This is a genomic window from Ochrobactrum sp. BTU1 (assembly GCA_018798825.1).
GTDB lineage: Bacteria > Pseudomonadota > Alphaproteobacteria > Rhizobiales > Rhizobiaceae > Brucella.
This window is the reverse complement of sequence record CP076355.1, coordinates 587,607-602,838: the sequence shown is the minus strand read 5'-3', so window position 1 is coordinate 602,838 and position 15,232 is coordinate 587,607. Positions and strand designations below refer to the sequence as shown.

Sequence of the window (15,232 nt, the reverse complement as noted above, 5' to 3'; positions counted from 1 at the left end):
GCGCCTCACAGATCAAGAACGCCGCGCTGGCGCAGTAATATCCAGAGGAAAAATGGGGCTCCGCACACTGCCGTAATGATGCCAATCGGCAATTCGGCAGGTGCAACAATGGTGCGGCTTACCGCATCTGCAAGCAAAAGCATGATTGCTCCGAGCAGTGCTGCGGAAGGCAACAAGTAGCGGTGATCCGGACCAATGCTCAAGCGCAGCATATGCGGCACGACAATGCCGATAAAGCCGATACCGCCGGATATTGCAACCGTAGCACCAGTCGCCGCAGCAACAGTAACGATTGCAACGTTTTTAATTCGCTGCACAGGAATACCAAGATGGCCGGCTGCTGCCTCGCCCAACGCGAGCGCATTGAGACCCCGCGAAAGAAACGGTGTCGCAAAAAGTATGACCATGATAATCGGGCCAGCCGTGCCGATCTTGCCCCATGTCGCACCCGCGAGCGAGCCAAGCCCCCAGAAGGTAAGATCACGCAACTGTCGATCATCAGAAATATAGACGAGAGCGCCAGTGGCAGCACCTGTTAGAGCGCCAAGCGCGATCCCGGCCAGAAGCATCGTTGCGACAGACGTGCGCCCGCGACGCGTCGCCACGCGATAAAGGATAAGCGTGGTTATCAGGCCACCAAAAAATGCAGCAAGTGGCAGGGCGTAAAGACCGAGCAAAAGATAAAGCGGAGAAAGAGCTGTTCCACCCAAGACTATCATTGAAACCGCGCCAAGGCTGGCACCTGCGGAAACGCCGACAAGGCCAGGATCAGCAAGTGGATTGCGGAACAAGCCCTGCATAACAGCACCGGACACGGCAAGCGAAGCGCCAACCAGTATTCCCATGATGATGCGCGGCAAACGAATTTCCATAATAATCAAATGATCACGCCGGAATGCGTCTGCACTTTCTTGTGTTCCAAAGACGAGTTCGCGCAAAACGCTGATAACAGAGGCATCGGAAGCGCCCGCAGTCAGGCTGAACAGTGCAGTAATGCAAAGCGCAACAGCAAGAATTGCAATAGCCAAGCGAGCGCGTGCAGACCGATCTCCAGCATGACTGTCGTCGGCTTGATCACGCGCCGCAAAGCCCCCGGGTCTTGCCACGCGATCTTGGCTGGTCATTTCGATATTTCCTTATTGCGGGTTTCCGCGATATGCCTGCCTGCAATGACGCTCGACAGGCATATGTTTTAGTTAGCAGCCTGCTTGCCATAGAGCTTTTCAGACAATTCACGACTGGCAGCGCCTGTACGTGGACCAAAGCCGAGCAGATAGAGTGAATCCATCTGCACGATGTTACCGCTGCGTCCGGCAGGCGAATTAGCAAGAGCTGGGTTCTTCAGCAGGTCCTCTTTCTGAACGCTGTCCTTGCCAATATTCATGGTGAGTATCAGATCAGGGGCAGCCTTCTCAACGGCTTCATCGGTGAGCTGCTTATAACCCTGATAAGAGTCGATTGCGTTCACTCCACCCGCAAGCGTGATGATACCATTGGCACCTGTGCCAGTGCCGGAGGCCAAAATACGGCCTTCCTGAGCCGACATGATGAACAGCACGCGCTTGCGCGGATTCTGGTTTGCTGAAATTTTCTGCGCGGCTTCCAGGTCCCGCGATACATCAGCTGCGAGCGCTTTGGCTTTATCTTCCAGACTAAGCGCCTTGCCGACCGCCTCAATCTTGGCAATCACGCTTTCGCCGGTATGCTCTTCGGGAATGACAACCATCGGAACAGAAGCCTTTTTAAGAACTTCAATCGCCTCTGGTGGGCCACTACCCTCAAGCATCAAAATACCAGTTGGATTGACCGAAAGTACACCTTCTGGCGAAAGACGGCGCATATAACCGACATCAACGAGCTTCGCGGCTTCTTCGGGATAGGTGCTGGTTTGATCACGGGCGACGAGCTTATCGCCCGCACCAAGTGCATAGACGATTTCGGTGACAGCTCCGCCAATGGATACAAGACGCGAAGTCTCGGTGATTTTCTCGACCGTAGCGGCTTTCGCAACTCCGCCAAAAGCAACCGAAGCGACAATAACCGCCAGCGCCGCGCAACGACCGATGCTAGATGAAATGATTGACATGTTCCGCTTCCCTAAAGCACGCCCGGGAAACGAGTTTTCTCGCAATCCAATGATGACGTGCATATAAATGTGGGCATAGAGTGTATTCCGAAGGGCGAAAACATCCGGAATACACATCAAAACTAGGTGTTAGCTGCGTGTTCGTTAAGCAGCGTTCGACTGCGGCAAGCGCGGCAGATTTTCCGCGATCATGCGCCAGTCAGCCAGCTCCGCTTCGCCCTCGTGACGCTCGCCGAAGAATTGGATAATCATCTCACCATTGGCATCATAAGCCTCAAGCGAAGTGACATGACCGTCCTTGGTTGGCTTACGAACAACCCAGGCATTGGCGATACGATCGGCGCGAAGGTGCAGATGGAAAGTCGGATCAAGCACATTGAGCCATGGACCCATTGTCTTGATTTCTGCAATCTTGCCGGTGTGAATCTGGATACAGCCACGGCTTCCAACGAAGCACATGATTGGGATCTGCTCCTGAACGACATGGTTCATCATCGCTTCGACAGCAGACAGGTCAACGCGCCATGCGAAATCCTGCCCAGCAAGATGCACGGCCTGATGACGGTCAACCCCGAAATCTTTCAGAAGACCGATAAACTGATGAACATCGGTGAGTGCGCCCCAGCGTTCACGGAACGCATCGGTATCGATAGCCGAAACATCCGCTTTCTCTGTCTTGGCAGCAACAGGCTTTGTTTCGATCGAAGGCGTCTGATCATCGAGCAACAGCAGAGAGACGAGCTGCTCATAGGCCTCCAGATTAGAAGCTGGGCGCAGATGAATTTTATGGACGGCTTCGCCCGATGCATCAAAGAACTGAAGGCTGCGGCGAACGTGTTCGCCATCAAGCTTGGCAACCGCAAAACCATGCACCCAGTGCTTTGGGAAGATGCGGAGATCGATTTCCTTGCCAAGCGTGAGCGACGCGTGCGGCCCCCAGATCGTCTTTTCGAAAGGACCGATCTTCTCGTGCACAGCACTTTCATTGCGTGTCAGTGCCATGACTTCGCCAAGCGAAGGAGCGTGTTTGAGCAAGGTTTCCACATCTGCGCGAATGCGGCGAGTGGAGATCGAGCTGTCAGCATCGGCACCGGTATAAGCCGCAATAAAATCGGCCTCTGATATCCCGAGACTCTGCGCAAAATCACGTTCACGCATTTTCGGGTTATCTGCCCGTGCCTTGAGTATCTGCTCTGGGGAGGGCTTGGTCTGGGTCGTCATCAGTTGTTTGCCTATTTGTTCAGGATGAGCTTGCCTTGACGGGTGATCTTCAAACGATAGAGAGAGCCGCCGTGCTCTATCGCCACTTCACGAGAGCCGTTGAAGAGTTCGCGGCTGCCATAAGTTTTGAGTTGCGGCTCGTAGGACTGTTCAGAAACGTGCGACTTAGCTTGTCCACCCGTTTCAAGACGGGATTGAATTTCGGGCATGCGGCTGGAGACGCGTTCACGCGGCAACCGCACCTGCATGTCGATATGGATTCGCCTATTCATTTTTTTGCCTCTGCACCAGTAATGGAGCCGTCTTGTGAACTGACCGAATGGCAACCAAGTCCTTAGTTGACATTGAAAGTCATGTTTTATAATCACTGCCTTACTGGATTAATCGAGTCAAGTTTAATTCTTGTTTTATCCAGCGCAAGCCCGAAGGTCGCTCCTTCCAGCCAGCACAAATGCTCCTCTTGGGATGAGGAGACCATAACCATTTGTAACAATTATCTTTTTGCTGCTTTTTGGAGCGCAAGAGATTTTATTTGGCCTCAGGAGAGTGCAAGCCAATGCGGGCAATAAACGGGGAACAGAAGCGGTCATTTCTGACGAGCACAGGTCTCGCAATCGTATTTTTGGCGATGACATCGACTGCTTACGCGCAGGAACAAACTGTCGCGACTGACAGTGACGGCGTTGAGCTGAAACCTATTGTAATTAAGAACACACGCGGGACCAAGGGTTCGGTTTCCGATACACCTTTGGCGAACGTCACAACGGCTGACGACATCCGCAAGAAGGACATTGATTCCGTCCGGGATCTGTCCAATACGCTGGAACCTGGCCTTGCCGTCAGCTCAACGACCGGTAGCGTGAACATTCGCGGCCTTCAGGATGACCGCGTACTCACGACAATCGACGGCATTCCTATACCTTATCTCGACGCAGCCATCCGTACCGATGTGAACGGCGGCAGCAGCGATGCATATGACATTTCCGCCCTATCCGCATTTGACGTGCTTTACGGTGCCGATGCAAGCCGTCTTGGCTCAGGCGCAATGGGTGGCGCCGTAGCTCTCAAAACCCTGGAGCCTGAAGACTTGCTTGCTCCAGGTAAGGCGTTCGGCGGCATTGCGAAGCTCACATATGATGGCTCCGACAAATCGTTCATCGGTTCAGGCGCTGTTGCTCAAAAAATTCAGAACACCTCAGTTTTGTTTCAGGGTTCATATAAGCGTGGCCACGAAATCCAGGGGACTGGGGACGTAGGCGGATATGGCGCGGCACGCACCGAGTCCGACCCCAAAGATTATGATCGCAGCAACCTGATGTTCAAGCTGCGTCAGGAGCTAGAAGGCGGCCATACAATCGGCATCACTGCTGAGCGCAATCGTTATGATTCAGACACCAATCTAAGTTCGGACGTCGGAACGACATACGACAACAAGAACTACAATCAAAACCGCAAAAATGATCGTGACCGTGTGTCGTTGGATTATCGCTACCAAAGCCAAAACGATGGCCTTGTTAACAACGCCTGGGCGACGGTTTATTGGCAAAAAATGAAGCGCTTATACGAGACAGATACAGTACGCAAAGGAACGGTGGTTGGTCCTTATAGCCGTAGCTATACTCTCGAGGACGAACGTTACGGCGCGAATGGTTATGCAAATCTTGGATTTGATACCGGAATTTTGTCGCACTCTTTGACAATCGGCGGCGATTTTAGTGTGGGTAAGAACACGCAATCTATGACAGGTGACGACGCGTGCATTCGCGGAACGGCAACTTTCGTCGACAAGAATTTCGTCTGCCCGTTCCTGCACATCAATCAAGCTGACACCCCAGATGTCGATTCCTACCGTTTTGGCATTTTCGCGGAAGATCGCATTGAAATCGGTGATACACCGTTTGCCATCACTCCAGGCCTACGTTTCGATTGGTTCAAATATGAACCGGATTCGATCAGTGGATACGAAAACAATTCGGATAGCCGCATTTCGCCAAAGATTCGTTTCTCCTGGCAGGCCACACCTGGCCTTGAACTGTTTGCACAGGTGTCAACGACCTACAAGGCGCCAGAAATCGACCAGCTTTACGTTACTTACCTCTCGGCTGGGTACGGCACGATCGGCAATCCGGATCTCAACCCAGAAAAAGGATATGGTATCGATATTGGTGCAAATTTCGGTGACCAGGATTCAGGCGGCAAGATTACCGCTTTCGTAAACCGTTACAGCGACTTTATTGATACCGTCACGACGCGCACTGTAGAATATCCGCAAGGACTTACAGAGTACCGCAATCTCGACAAGGCACGAATTGCTGGCATTGAAGTCAAGGCGCATCACAACTTCGTAAATGGCTTTAATGTTCATGGCGCTTTGGCTTATTCGAAGGCTATGAACCTTGATGACAATATTCCATTGGCGTCCTCACAGCCGTTCAAGGGCGTTTTCGGCGTGGGCTATAATACCGAAACCTGGGGCGTAGATACCAGTGTCGTTGCCGCCGCCTACATCAACCAGACTGTTTCAACGCGCGCAGGCACCGAAACGCGACGCCTGCCAGGCTACGGGCTTGTTAATCTTACAGGTTGGTGGGAGCCAAAGCAGTTGAATGGAACCCGCCTTCAGGCGGGCGTTTATAACGTGTTCGACAAGACCTATTATGACGCAATGAACGTCAATAGCGTGTCAAACGTGACCGAACGCTACTCGGAAGCTGGTCGCTACTTCAAACTGTCGTTGACGCAAAAATTCTAATCACATTCGGGAGGTTGCGACCTCCCGGAAACCAACCGTCGTGTCGATGAAGTCCGCTCATCTCTGACCGCTGTGGTGGCCTTCATATCCCAAGATACGACGCGGCGAGTGCGGGCCCTACCACCGCACTCGCCGGAAAACCAGCAGGACACGACAGACCATCTGTGCGATTGTCCTGGAGATTTTTTGTAGCCAGTCCATCTTTGAAAAGAAAAGGATCAGCAATGTTCATCGCAATGAATCGATTCAAGGTTATCATCGGCAATGAAGCCGAGTTCGAAACCGTCTGGAGGAACCGCGATTCCCAGCTCGCCGAGCTTCCAGGCTTCGTAAGCTTCAACCTTCTTCGCGGCGCGACCAACGAGGAAGATGGCTACACGCTTTATTCTTCGCATACTGTCTGGAAAACGCGCGAAGATTTTGTCTTCTGGACCAAATCAGAGCAGTTCCGCAACGCACATCGCAATGCAGGCGACCGGAAGCCACTTTATGCCGGCCCACCTCAATTTGAGGGATTCGAGGCCGTTGAAGGCATCTGATCGCTCTTTTGAGTGTGTTTTCCACACGGTGCGGCGAAATGGCACATAAAGTTGAAACGGGGTCAAAATGGCCTCGTTTTCAATAGGTAAAAATGCTAATTAATGTTTAAAGATGGGCTGTTAACTCATATTTAGAATTATTCTAACTTATTGATTTTTAGAACGTTTCAAAAACATAAAATTTGACAGAACCACCCCACAAAAGCCATAACCTGACTTAATTCGGTGGGTTTTAAAAAGACTTATCGAAGTTTACCTTTGATGTTCGGGCCTTTAACCCCTGCAATTGGAGGAACCATTGTTCGGTTCAGAGTTGCGCCAAGCGCGCGTAGAAATAAATTTAACAGCTAATGGCTGTATTTCTGAGGCCTTCACAGGCAACGAACGGGTTTATTCCAACCGTATTGTGAATAATATACTTTCACATCGCATTGCAGATGCCGGAGTTTACTACTCATGCTAGTCTGCAGCTGCAATGTTATTACTGATAAAGATATCGAAGCCGTCGTCATACAACTTCTCGATGAAGATTGCTGGCGATTGATTGTCCCTGGCACCGTTTATAACGCCATGTCCAAGAGCGGCCGTTGCTGTGGCTGCTTCCCAAACGTCGTAGAAACCATCATAAGGGTTACCGAAGAATACCATCTTCGTCGCAACCATATGGACGAAAACGTCATCCAGTTCATGGATCGTGTACGTTCTCTACGAGAAAAATTCGGGAGTTCTTGGAATGAAAGGCGAACCAAAGGTCATCGAGCGGCTTAACGAGGCACTGTTTCTCGAGCTCGGCGCCGTCAACCAATACTGGCTGCACTATCGTTTGCTGAACGACTGGGGCTTCACGCGTCTTGCAAAGAAGGAACGCGAAGAATCCATCGAAGAAATGCAGCATGCTGACAAGCTGATCGACCGCATCATCTTCCTCGAAGGTCATCCGAACCTTCAGACGGTTGCTCCGCTGCGCATCGGCGAGAACGTCAAGGAAGTTCTGGAAGCCGATCTGGCTGGCGAATATGATGCACGTGCATCCTACAAGAAGTCGCGCGAAATTTGCGACGAACTCGGCGATTACGTTTCCAAGCAGCTTTTTGACGAACTGCTTGCTGACGAAGAAGGTCACATCGACTTCCTCGAAACGCAGCTCGATCTGCTCGCCAAGATTGGCGAAGAACGCTACGGTATGCTCAATGCAGCACCTGCCGACGCTGCTGAATAAAGTCGCCTGAATGAACGACCTTAAGCCGGGGCTATGCTCCGGCTTTTTGTTTAGGAAGGGGTTTTAGGACAGCTCGTGAGCGAATAGGCTTATCCCTACAAATTGAAGTCCATGGACGCTGCCAATGACCAATACAGCAATATCCATCCGTAAAGCCAAACAGGCTGATCTGTCGGCGATTGTTGCCTTGCTTGCAGACGATGCACTTGGAGCAAAACGCGAAGATGCAAGCCGCCCATTGAACGCATGTTACATCGATGCCTTCCACGCCATAGAAAGCGATCCAAACCAGCTGCTTGCTGTGGTTGAACAAGATGAACAAGTTATCGGCTGCTTACAGCTCAGCTTCATTCCCGGCCTTTCGCGCAAGGGCATGTGGCGCGGGCAGATCGAGAGCGTGCGGATTGCAAGCTATATACGCGGTGGTGGCGTAGGCCGAAAAATGATTGCGTGGGCAATCGATAAATGCCGCGAACGTGGTTGCGGACTTGTGCAGTTGACGACCGATAAATCTCGCGCCGATGCCCTGCGTTTTTATCAATCGCTCGGTTTTTTTGACAGTCATGAAGGCATGAAACTGTCGCTTTAATGAATGCAACTAGTTACTTGATGTAAAAGAAAAAGGGCGCATCAAGCGCCCTTCCTTATTGGATCTTAAAACTGCTTATTGTGGCAGCTTGTCGTCAACGCCTGCGACGTAGAAATTCAGACCGAGCAAGGTCTTGTCGTCTGCCTGCTCGCCTTCCTTGAGCCACTCCGAACCGTCCTGCTTCTTGATAGGACCGGTAAATGGCTTGAAATCGCCCGACTTGATCTTGGCTTCGGTTTCTTCAGCCAGTTTCTTAACGTCGTCTGGCATGTTGGTGTAAGGCGCCATCTTGACGAGGCCTTCCTTCATTCCCCACCAGATGTTCTGCGTCTTCCAAGAACCGTCAAGCGCGGCCTTGGCGCGGTCGATATAATATGGACCCCAATCATCCACGATCGCGGTGAGCTGGGTTTCAGGGCCGAACTTGATCATGTCCGAAGCCTGACCGAATGCTTTGATGCCACGCTCATGCGCAACCTGGATCGGAGCAGTCGAATCGGTGTGCTGGGTCAGGATATCCACGCCCTGGTCGACCAGCGCCTTGGCAGCATCTGCTTCCTTGCCAGGATCGAACCATGAATTGACCCAGATGACCTTGACCTTGAAGTCAGGATTGACCGACTGAGCACCGAGCATGAATGCATTGATGCCCTGCACCACTTCCGGCACTGGAACCGAAGCGATATAGCCAGCAACACCCTTGGTCGACATTTTGGCAGCGATCACGCCCTGCACATAGCGGCCTTCGTAGAAGCGCGCATTGTAAGCAGATACGTTGTCAGCGGTCTTGTAGCCGGTTGCGTGTTCAAACTTCACATCCGGGAACTTGGCAGCAACCTTAATGGTTGGGTCCATATAACCGAAAGAAGTCGTGAAGATCAGCTTGTTGCCTGCACGAGCAAGACGCTCGATCGAACGCTCGGCATCCGCACCTTCCGGTACGTTTTCGAGGAAGGTCGTTTCAACCTTATCGCCAAGAGCTTCGATCATTTCCTTACGGGCCACATCGTGCTGATAGGTCCAGCCGAAATCTCCCGGAGGTCCGATATAGATGAAGCCAATTTTCAGCTTGTCTTCTGCATGTGCTGCCCCGCCAACCATAAAGCTGGCTGCAGTGGCAATCGCCAACAGCGTCTTTTTCATGTTCCCTGCACTCCTTGTTGTCACCCTCAAAACAAAACGGCAGGCCGTGGGAGCCGGTCTGCCGTTCAGAACTCATATTTACCTGTCCGGCACAAAAGGTTTGCCGAGCGACGCAGGCGTATTCATCATCGTCAGACGCCTGTTGCGCGAGATGATGACCAGAACCACAATGGTCGCGATATAAGGCAAGGCCGAAAGGAACTGCGACGGAAGACCGAAACCAAGCGCCTGCGCATGAAGCTGGCCAATAGTTACGGCACCGAAGAGATAGGCGCCGATCAGAACACGCCATGGACGCCATGAGGCGAAAACGACGAGCGCAAGTGCAATCCAGCCACGCCCTGCCGACATGTTCTCCACCCATTGAGGCACATAAACCAGTGACAGCTGCGCGCCCGCGAGCCCTGCACAAGCACCGCCAAACAGCACGGCGAGATAACGCGTGCGAACCACATGCACACCAAGCGCATGGGCTGAGCCGTGATTGTCACCGATAGCGCGCAATTGCAGGCCTGCTCTCGTGCGAAACAGGAACCATGTCACGCCAATCACCAGCAATATGGCTATATAGAAAATCGGATCCTGCCCGAAGAGGAAGCGACCGACATAAGGAATATCGCTGAGATATGGGATACTGATCGCACCAAGACGCACGCCCGGCATACCGACGAAGCTTTCGCCCAACATGGCTGACGCACCAATGCCCAGAATAGTGAGCGCGAGACCTGTTGCTACCTGATTGGTCACAAGCGACAGTGTTAGAAAAGCGAAAATGCCCGAAAATAACGTGCCTACCAGAATGGCGGCAATCATGCCGAGCCACGCCGAACCGGTGAACTGCGCGGCAGCAAACCCCGAAACAGCACCCATCAGCATCATGCCTTCGACGCCAAGGTTCAAGACGCCGGAGCGTTCGACAACGAGTTCACCAATGGCTGCAATCAACAAAGGTGTTGCAGCAGTTGCGATGGTGAGGAGGATTGCCTGTGTCAAATCCATTGATCAGGCCTTTCCTGCTGAGCGACCCGCCACAAAGCGGATGCGATAGTGAATGAGCGTGTCGCAAGCGAGCACGAAAAACAGGATCATGCCCTGAAACACACGCGCTGACTTTTCGGAGATACCGATGGCAACCTGTGCCGCTTCGCCGCCAAGATATGAAAGTGCCAGCACGAAACCGGCTGCAATCGCACCAATCGGATTGAGCCTTCCAAGGAAGGCAACGATAATCGCCGTAAAGCCATATCCGGGTGAGATGACAGGGCGTAGCTGGCCAATGGCACCGGAGGTTTCGGCGATGCCTGCAAGACCAGCCAGTGCGCCTGAAATTGCGAAGACAAAGAAGACCAGCTTACCGCGACTGAAACCTGCAAAGCGCCCTGCCCGTGGGCTTTGGCCTATAACCTTGACCTCAAAGCCTTTAAGCGTCTTGGCGAGCAGGAACCAGACCAGCACCGCAGCAACAATGGCAAAGATGAAGCCCCAATGGGCACGGCCCGATGCACTCCAGATTTCCGGCAAGACAGCACTTGGATTAAATTGGCGCGTTTCCGGGAAATTGTAGCCTTCCGGATTGCGCCATGGACCACGCACCAGCCAGTCGAGAAACAACTGCGCGACATAAACTAGCATCAGGCTGGTGAGAATTTCGTTGGTGTTGAAACGAACTTTCAGAAGCGCCGGGATGGACGCATAGGCAGCACCTCCTGCCATGCCCATCAGCATCATCAAAGGTAGCACGATCCATGTTTGCAGGTCAGGGAACATCACCGGCAGGATCGAACCGGTAATCGCGCCGATAATGAACTGGCCCTCAGCACCAATATTCCAGTTGTTTGACTGGAAACAAACACAAAGGCCAATAGCGATCAGAATAAGCGGCGTGGCCTTGACCAGAAGCTCATGCCACGACCAGACGTCAAACAGTGGTTCGATGAAGAAAACATAAAGCGCATGAAGTGGGTCTTTGCCCATCAATGCAAACGCGATACCACCAAAGATAAGCGTAAGCACCAAGGCCAGCAACGGCGAAACGGCGCTAAAGAGTTTTGAAGGCTGCGGTCGTTTTACGAGTTCAATACGCATCACGCTGCCCCCGCCTGATCCGAGCCGGAAACGCCGCCCATCAGAAGACCAATCTTTTCCAGCGTTACCTCTGCGATAGGCATGGGATGGGAAAGTGTGCCATGGTTCATCACGGCGATGCGGTCACTGATTTCAAGCAGCTCATCCAAATCCTGGCTAATCACAAGCACGGCTGACCCCGAGCGGGCAAGATCAACCAGCGCCTGCCGGATATGCGCTGCAGCGCCTGCATCCACGCCCCATGTCGGCTGATTGACGACCATTACAGAAGGTGAACGATCGAGCTCGCGTCCAATGATGAACTTCTGCAGATTACCGCCAGACAAGGCGGACGCTGGTGGATTTTCCGCGCTCTTGCGTACATCCATTGTTTGAATGATCCGCTTTGCGGCCGAGCGTAGTGCGCTTTCGGCAATAAGCTTCAAGCTGCCGCCGCGCATGAAAGCCTTTGCATCGGTCTTATAGCGTGAAAGGAAAAGATTATCGGTCAGCGTCAGCGCTGGTACAGCGCCATGCCCAAGACGCTCTTCCGGCACAAAAGCTGCGCCCAACATGCGGCGCTCACTAATATCGAGTTTGCCAGCATCCGTGCTGCGAATGCGGACCGCCGACGGCGTAGATTGCAAAACTTCGCCCGAAATGGCTTCAAAGAACTCGCTCTGCCCGTTACCGGCGACGCCAGCAATGCCAACGACTTCACCGGCTTTGATGCTGAGCGAAATGTCTTTCAGTGCAGTCGAAAACGGGCCGCGCGGAGCTTGAGACAGGTTTTTGATTTCAAAAAGCGGTGCTGCCTGTATTTCTGAGGCTGCCATCGGGCTGCGTGCCACGACCTTGATGTCATTGCCGACCATCATGCGGGCAAGCGATGCAGCCGTTTCCTGTCTGGGATCACAATGCGCGACGACTTTGCCGTGACGCAGCACAGTGGCGCGGTCGCAAAGCCGTTTCACCTCTTCGAGGCGATGACTAATATAAAGGATCGACTTGCCTTCCGCCTTCAAACGCTCCAGCGTTTCAAACAGGCGGTCAGCTTCCTGCGGTGTAAGAACCGATGTCGGCTCGTCAAGAATGATGAGGTCCGGTTCCTGCAAAAGGCAACGCACAATTTCGATACGCTGGCGTTCGCCGACCGAGAGGTCACCGACATGGGCTTGCGGATCAATTGGAAGACCGTAAGCCTGCCCCACATCGCGCGCACGTTTGGCGACATCGGAAAGGGACAGCGAACCATCGAGCGACAGCGCAATATTTTCGGCAGCAGTGAGCGAGTCAAACAGCGAGAAATGCTGGAAAACCATGCCGATGCCAAGTTTTCTTGCCGTAGCTGGTTCGTTGATCGTTACCGGCTGACCTTTCCAGACGATCTCTCCCTCCAGAGGCTGGAGCGCTCCGAACAGCATTTTCACGAATGTGGATTTGCCAGCACCGTTTTCACCCAAAAGGGCGTGTATTTCCCCAGCTTCGATGACGAGATCTACCGCATCGCACGCTCTGAGTTGACCAAATACTTTAGTGAGCCGGCGGACATCCAAAAGAGGCCGGTCGGATAAAGGCGCTGACATTGTTCCCCAAGGTTATTTTTGAACGACCTTATCCAGCAAGTTCGTTCTTGAAAAGCCAAAAAGAAAACGGCGGAGGACATATGCACACCGCCGATTCATTTCACGCAATTTATGATCCAAAAAGCCTCGCAACTTTTCGGGATCGTGCTCACAGCTTCTATATTACGGAAGCAGAATACTCGCACCCGTCGTCTTGCGCGCTTCGAGGTCTTCATGCGCCTTACGCACATCTTTTAGCGCATAGGTCTGGTTGATTTCGATCTTCACTGCACCACTTGCCACGACATCGAACAACTCGTTCGCCGTCTTCTCGAGTTCAGCACGCTTTGCAACATAATTAAACAGCGTCGGGCGGGTGGCAAAAAGCGAACCCTTCTGAGCAAGAAGATTGAGATCAAACGGAGGAATAACGCCGGATGACTGGCCGAAGCAGGCAAACATGCCCAGCGGCTTCAGAACATCGAGCGAACCCATATAGGTGTCATGTCCCACAGAATCATAGACAACATTCACGCCCTCACCGCCGGTCAATTCCTTCACACGCTCAACGAAGTTTTCGGTGCGGTAATTGATAACGTGGTCGTAGCCGTGCGCTTTGGCCAGAGCGATCTTCTCTTCTGATCCGGCTGTACCGATAACGGTTGCACCAAGATGTTTCGCCCATTGACCGGCAATAAGCCCGACGCCACCTGCTGCCGCATGAAACAGGATCGTGTGTCCCGGCTTCACAACAAAGGTCTGACGCAGAAGATATTGCGCCGTCATGCCCTTGAGCATCATGGCAGCAGCGGTTTTCAGTTCGATGCTATCAGGTACTTTAACAAGCCTGTCGGCAGGCAAAATGCGCTCTTCGGCATAGGAACCGGGCGTCGCTGCATAGGCAACCCGATCACCTACTTTGACGGTCTCGACGCCAGAGCCAACAGCCACAACAATGCCGGCACCCTCGTTGCCAGGGGTAAACGGCATCTGCGCCGCTTTATAAAGCCCCGTCCGGAAATAGACGTCGATGAAGTTCAGCCCAATGGCCTCATGGCGCACCTTGGCTTCGCCTGCTCCTGGCTCACCAATCTCGATCTTTTCGTATTGCAGAACTTCCGGACCGCCCGTCTGGTGAACTCGAATAGCGTTGATCATGTTTCCTCAGCCTCTCTTCTTCGCTTCTGCAGCCTGTTCAGCCGCTATAACAGCAGCAGTTCGTCCAAGATTGGGGAAGAACTGCATGATTGCGCCGATGAAATAGATATATAGTCCCGTCACTGTGATGCCGACGCGCACCCAGAGTGGCGCATCAAGGGTATAATAAAGGCCTGCAGCCCCAAAGGCACACCACAGTAAAAAGATCGTCAGATTGAGCGGGCGCAAACGCACCACACGCACTGGATGCAGGAAGCTGATTGGCAGGAAGGAAAGGATGGCCGACAGGACCACAATCGCGAAGGCTTCCCATTCCCCTGGCCGGACAATGAAGAGCGTAAACACCACCATATTCCAAACGACCGGGAAGCCCTTGAAGAAGTTTTCTTTCGTCTTCATGCCGGTGTCGGCATAGTAAATCGCGCTTGAAACCACAATAATTGCACCGGATATGAAAGACAGGTTCGTCCCCATGAATCCGCTTTGATAGAGCGCAAAGGCCGGGATCAGAACATAGGTCACATAGTCGATGATGTTGTCGAGCAACTCGCCCGACCAGTTCGGCAGCACATATTTGACTTCGAGCTTACGCGCAATTGGTCCATCGATGCCATCGACGAACAATGCAAGGCCAAGCCACCACCACATAGCGGTGTAGCGGCCATCACTTGCGGCCACGATTGACAGAAACGCCAGAAACGAACCGGACGCGGTGAGCAGATGAACAGAAAATGCCTTCGCCTGTGGCGCAGTCACTTTCTTGGCTTTGAGTTTTCCGGTTAGTTTGCTTTTCACGCCGTTTGCCATTTCTCTTGATCGCCGCCTTCAATCTTCCAACAAGGCGTGAGGCGGCAGATAAGACCTCCAACGCGAATGATCGGTGGAAGCCATGCTGT

At 52.7% G+C, this 15,232-nt stretch carries 15 protein-coding genes; 5 read left to right on the top strand and 10 right to left on the bottom strand.

Annotated elements, in window-relative coordinates:
• Nucleotides 1–5 precede the first annotated feature (5 nt).
• From KMS41_14075 to KMS41_14060, 4 genes are all read right to left on the bottom strand, one after another.
• A complete protein-coding gene (locus KMS41_14075; GenBank protein ID QWK80035.1) occupies nucleotides 6–1,124 on the bottom strand; it encodes an iron ABC transporter permease in 1,119 nt (372 codons plus the stop codon).
• Nucleotides 1,125–1,192: 68 nt separating this feature from the next.
• On the bottom strand, nucleotides 1,193–2,086 hold the full coding sequence (locus tag KMS41_14070) for an ABC transporter substrate-binding protein (GenBank protein ID QWK80034.1): 894 nt from the start codon (nucleotides 2,084–2,086) through the stop codon (nucleotides 1,193–1,195).
• Nucleotides 2,087–2,230: 144 nt separating this feature from the next.
• On the bottom strand, nucleotides 2,231–3,307 hold the full coding sequence (locus tag KMS41_14065; protein ID QWK80033.1) for a hemin-degrading factor: 1,077 nt from the start codon (nucleotides 3,305–3,307) through the stop codon (nucleotides 2,231–2,233).
• 11 nt (nucleotides 3,308–3,318) lie between these two features.
• The gene (locus KMS41_14060) at nucleotides 3,319–3,579 is read right to left on the bottom strand and encodes a hemin uptake protein HemP (GenBank protein ID QWK80032.1); all 261 of its coding nucleotides are present in this window, start codon (nucleotides 3,577–3,579) and stop codon (nucleotides 3,319–3,321) included.
• Nucleotides 3,580–3,863: 284 nt separating this feature from the next.
• Here KMS41_14060 and KMS41_14055 point away from each other — a divergent pair, with 284 nt between their 5' ends.
• The 5 genes from KMS41_14055 to KMS41_14035 all read left to right on the top strand — a co-directional run bounded on the left by KMS41_14055 (nucleotide 3,864) and on the right by KMS41_14035 (nucleotide 8,406).
• Entirely contained in the window at nucleotides 3,864–6,059 is a 2,196-nt protein-coding gene (locus tag KMS41_14055; GenBank protein QWK80031.1) for a TonB-dependent hemoglobin/transferrin/lactoferrin family receptor, read from the top strand.
• Nucleotides 6,060–6,283: 224 nt separating this feature from the next.
• Complete coding sequence (locus KMS41_14050; GenBank protein ID QWK80030.1) at nucleotides 6,284–6,598, top strand: antibiotic biosynthesis monooxygenase; 315 nt, start codon at nucleotides 6,284–6,286, stop codon at nucleotides 6,596–6,598.
• 456 nt (nucleotides 6,599–7,054) lie between these two features.
• Complete coding sequence (locus tag KMS41_14045; GenBank protein QWK80029.1) at nucleotides 7,055–7,366, top strand: (2Fe-2S)-binding protein; 312 nt, start codon at nucleotides 7,055–7,057, stop codon at nucleotides 7,364–7,366.
• On the top strand, nucleotides 7,332–7,817 hold the full coding sequence (gene bfr, locus KMS41_14040) for a bacterioferritin (protein ID QWK80028.1): 486 nt from the start codon (nucleotides 7,332–7,334) through the stop codon (nucleotides 7,815–7,817). Before KMS41_14045 ends, bfr begins: the two co-directional genes overlap by 35 nt.
• 124 nt (nucleotides 7,818–7,941) lie before the next feature.
• Nucleotides 7,942–8,406, top strand: a complete 465-nt coding sequence (locus KMS41_14035) for a GNAT family N-acetyltransferase (protein ID QWK80027.1) — start codon at nucleotides 7,942–7,944, stop codon at nucleotides 8,404–8,406.
• 75 nt (nucleotides 8,407–8,481) lie between these two features.
• Here KMS41_14035 and KMS41_14030 read toward each other — a convergent pair whose 3' ends face one another.
• The 6 genes from KMS41_14030 to KMS41_14005 form a co-directional block, all read right to left on the bottom strand.
• On the bottom strand, nucleotides 8,482–9,549 hold the full coding sequence (locus tag KMS41_14030) for a BMP family ABC transporter substrate-binding protein (GenBank protein ID QWK80026.1): 1,068 nt from the start codon (nucleotides 9,547–9,549) through the stop codon (nucleotides 8,482–8,484).
• A gap of 78 nt (nucleotides 9,550–9,627) precedes the next feature.
• The gene (locus KMS41_14025; GenBank protein ID QWK80025.1) at nucleotides 9,628–10,548 is read right to left on the bottom strand and encodes an ABC transporter permease; all 921 of its coding nucleotides are present in this window, start codon (nucleotides 10,546–10,548) and stop codon (nucleotides 9,628–9,630) included.
• Between the two features lie 3 nt (nucleotides 10,549–10,551).
• Nucleotides 10,552–11,634 (bottom strand): ABC transporter permease, encoded by a 1,083-nt coding sequence (locus KMS41_14020; GenBank protein QWK80024.1) that lies wholly within the window; start codon nucleotides 11,632–11,634, stop codon nucleotides 10,552–10,554.
• Nucleotides 11,634–13,199 carry an ABC transporter ATP-binding protein gene (locus tag KMS41_14015; protein ID QWK80023.1) on the bottom strand — a complete coding sequence of 522 codons (1,566 nt, stop codon included), beginning with the start codon at nucleotides 13,197–13,199 and terminating at the stop codon, nucleotides 11,634–11,636. Before KMS41_14015 ends, KMS41_14020 begins: the two co-directional genes overlap by 1 nt.
• Before the next feature lie 162 nt (nucleotides 13,200–13,361).
• The gene (locus tag KMS41_14010; GenBank protein ID QWK80022.1) at nucleotides 13,362–14,336 is read right to left on the bottom strand and encodes a quinone oxidoreductase; all 975 of its coding nucleotides are present in this window, start codon (nucleotides 14,334–14,336) and stop codon (nucleotides 13,362–13,364) included.
• Between the two features lie 6 nt (nucleotides 14,337–14,342).
• On the bottom strand, nucleotides 14,343–15,143 hold the full coding sequence (locus tag KMS41_14005; protein QWK80021.1) for a phosphatidylcholine/phosphatidylserine synthase: 801 nt from the start codon (nucleotides 15,141–15,143) through the stop codon (nucleotides 14,343–14,345).
• Nucleotides 15,144–15,232: the final 89 nt, after the last annotated feature.

Coding starts and splice junctions, on each gene's coding strand:
- KMS41_14075 (QWK80035.1), bottom strand. CDS start 1,124: ATGACCAGCCAAGATCGCGTGGCAAGACCCGGGGGCTTTGCGGCGCGT.
- KMS41_14070 (QWK80034.1), bottom strand. CDS start 2,086: ATGTCAATCATTTCATCTAGCATCGGTCGTTGCGCGGCGCTGGCGGTT.
- KMS41_14065 (QWK80033.1), bottom strand. CDS start 3,307: ATGACGACCCAGACCAAGCCCTCCCCAGAGCAGATACTCAAGGCACGG.
- KMS41_14060 (QWK80032.1), bottom strand. CDS start 3,579: ATGAATAGGCGAATCCATATCGACATGCAGGTGCGGTTGCCGCGTGAA.
- KMS41_14055 (QWK80031.1), top strand. CDS start 3,864: ATGCGGGCAATAAACGGGGAACAGAAGCGGTCATTTCTGACGAGCACA.
- KMS41_14050 (QWK80030.1), top strand. CDS start 6,284: ATGTTCATCGCAATGAATCGATTCAAGGTTATCATCGGCAATGAAGCC.
- KMS41_14045 (QWK80029.1), top strand. CDS start 7,055: ATGCTAGTCTGCAGCTGCAATGTTATTACTGATAAAGATATCGAAGCC.
- bfr (QWK80028.1), top strand. CDS start 7,332: ATGAAAGGCGAACCAAAGGTCATCGAGCGGCTTAACGAGGCACTGTTT.
- KMS41_14035 (QWK80027.1), top strand. CDS start 7,942: ATGACCAATACAGCAATATCCATCCGTAAAGCCAAACAGGCTGATCTG.
- KMS41_14030 (QWK80026.1), bottom strand. CDS start 9,549: ATGAAAAAGACGCTGTTGGCGATTGCCACTGCAGCCAGCTTTATGGTT.
- KMS41_14025 (QWK80025.1), bottom strand. CDS start 10,548: ATGGATTTGACACAGGCAATCCTCCTCACCATCGCAACTGCTGCAACA.
- KMS41_14020 (QWK80024.1), bottom strand. CDS start 11,634: ATGCGTATTGAACTCGTAAAACGACCGCAGCCTTCAAAACTCTTTAGC.
- KMS41_14015 (QWK80023.1), bottom strand. CDS start 13,199: ATGTCAGCGCCTTTATCCGACCGGCCTCTTTTGGATGTCCGCCGGCTC.
- KMS41_14010 (QWK80022.1), bottom strand. CDS start 14,336: ATGATCAACGCTATTCGAGTTCACCAGACGGGCGGTCCGGAAGTTCTG.
- KMS41_14005 (QWK80021.1), bottom strand. CDS start 15,143: ATGGCAAACGGCGTGAAAAGCAAACTAACCGGAAAACTCAAAGCCAAG.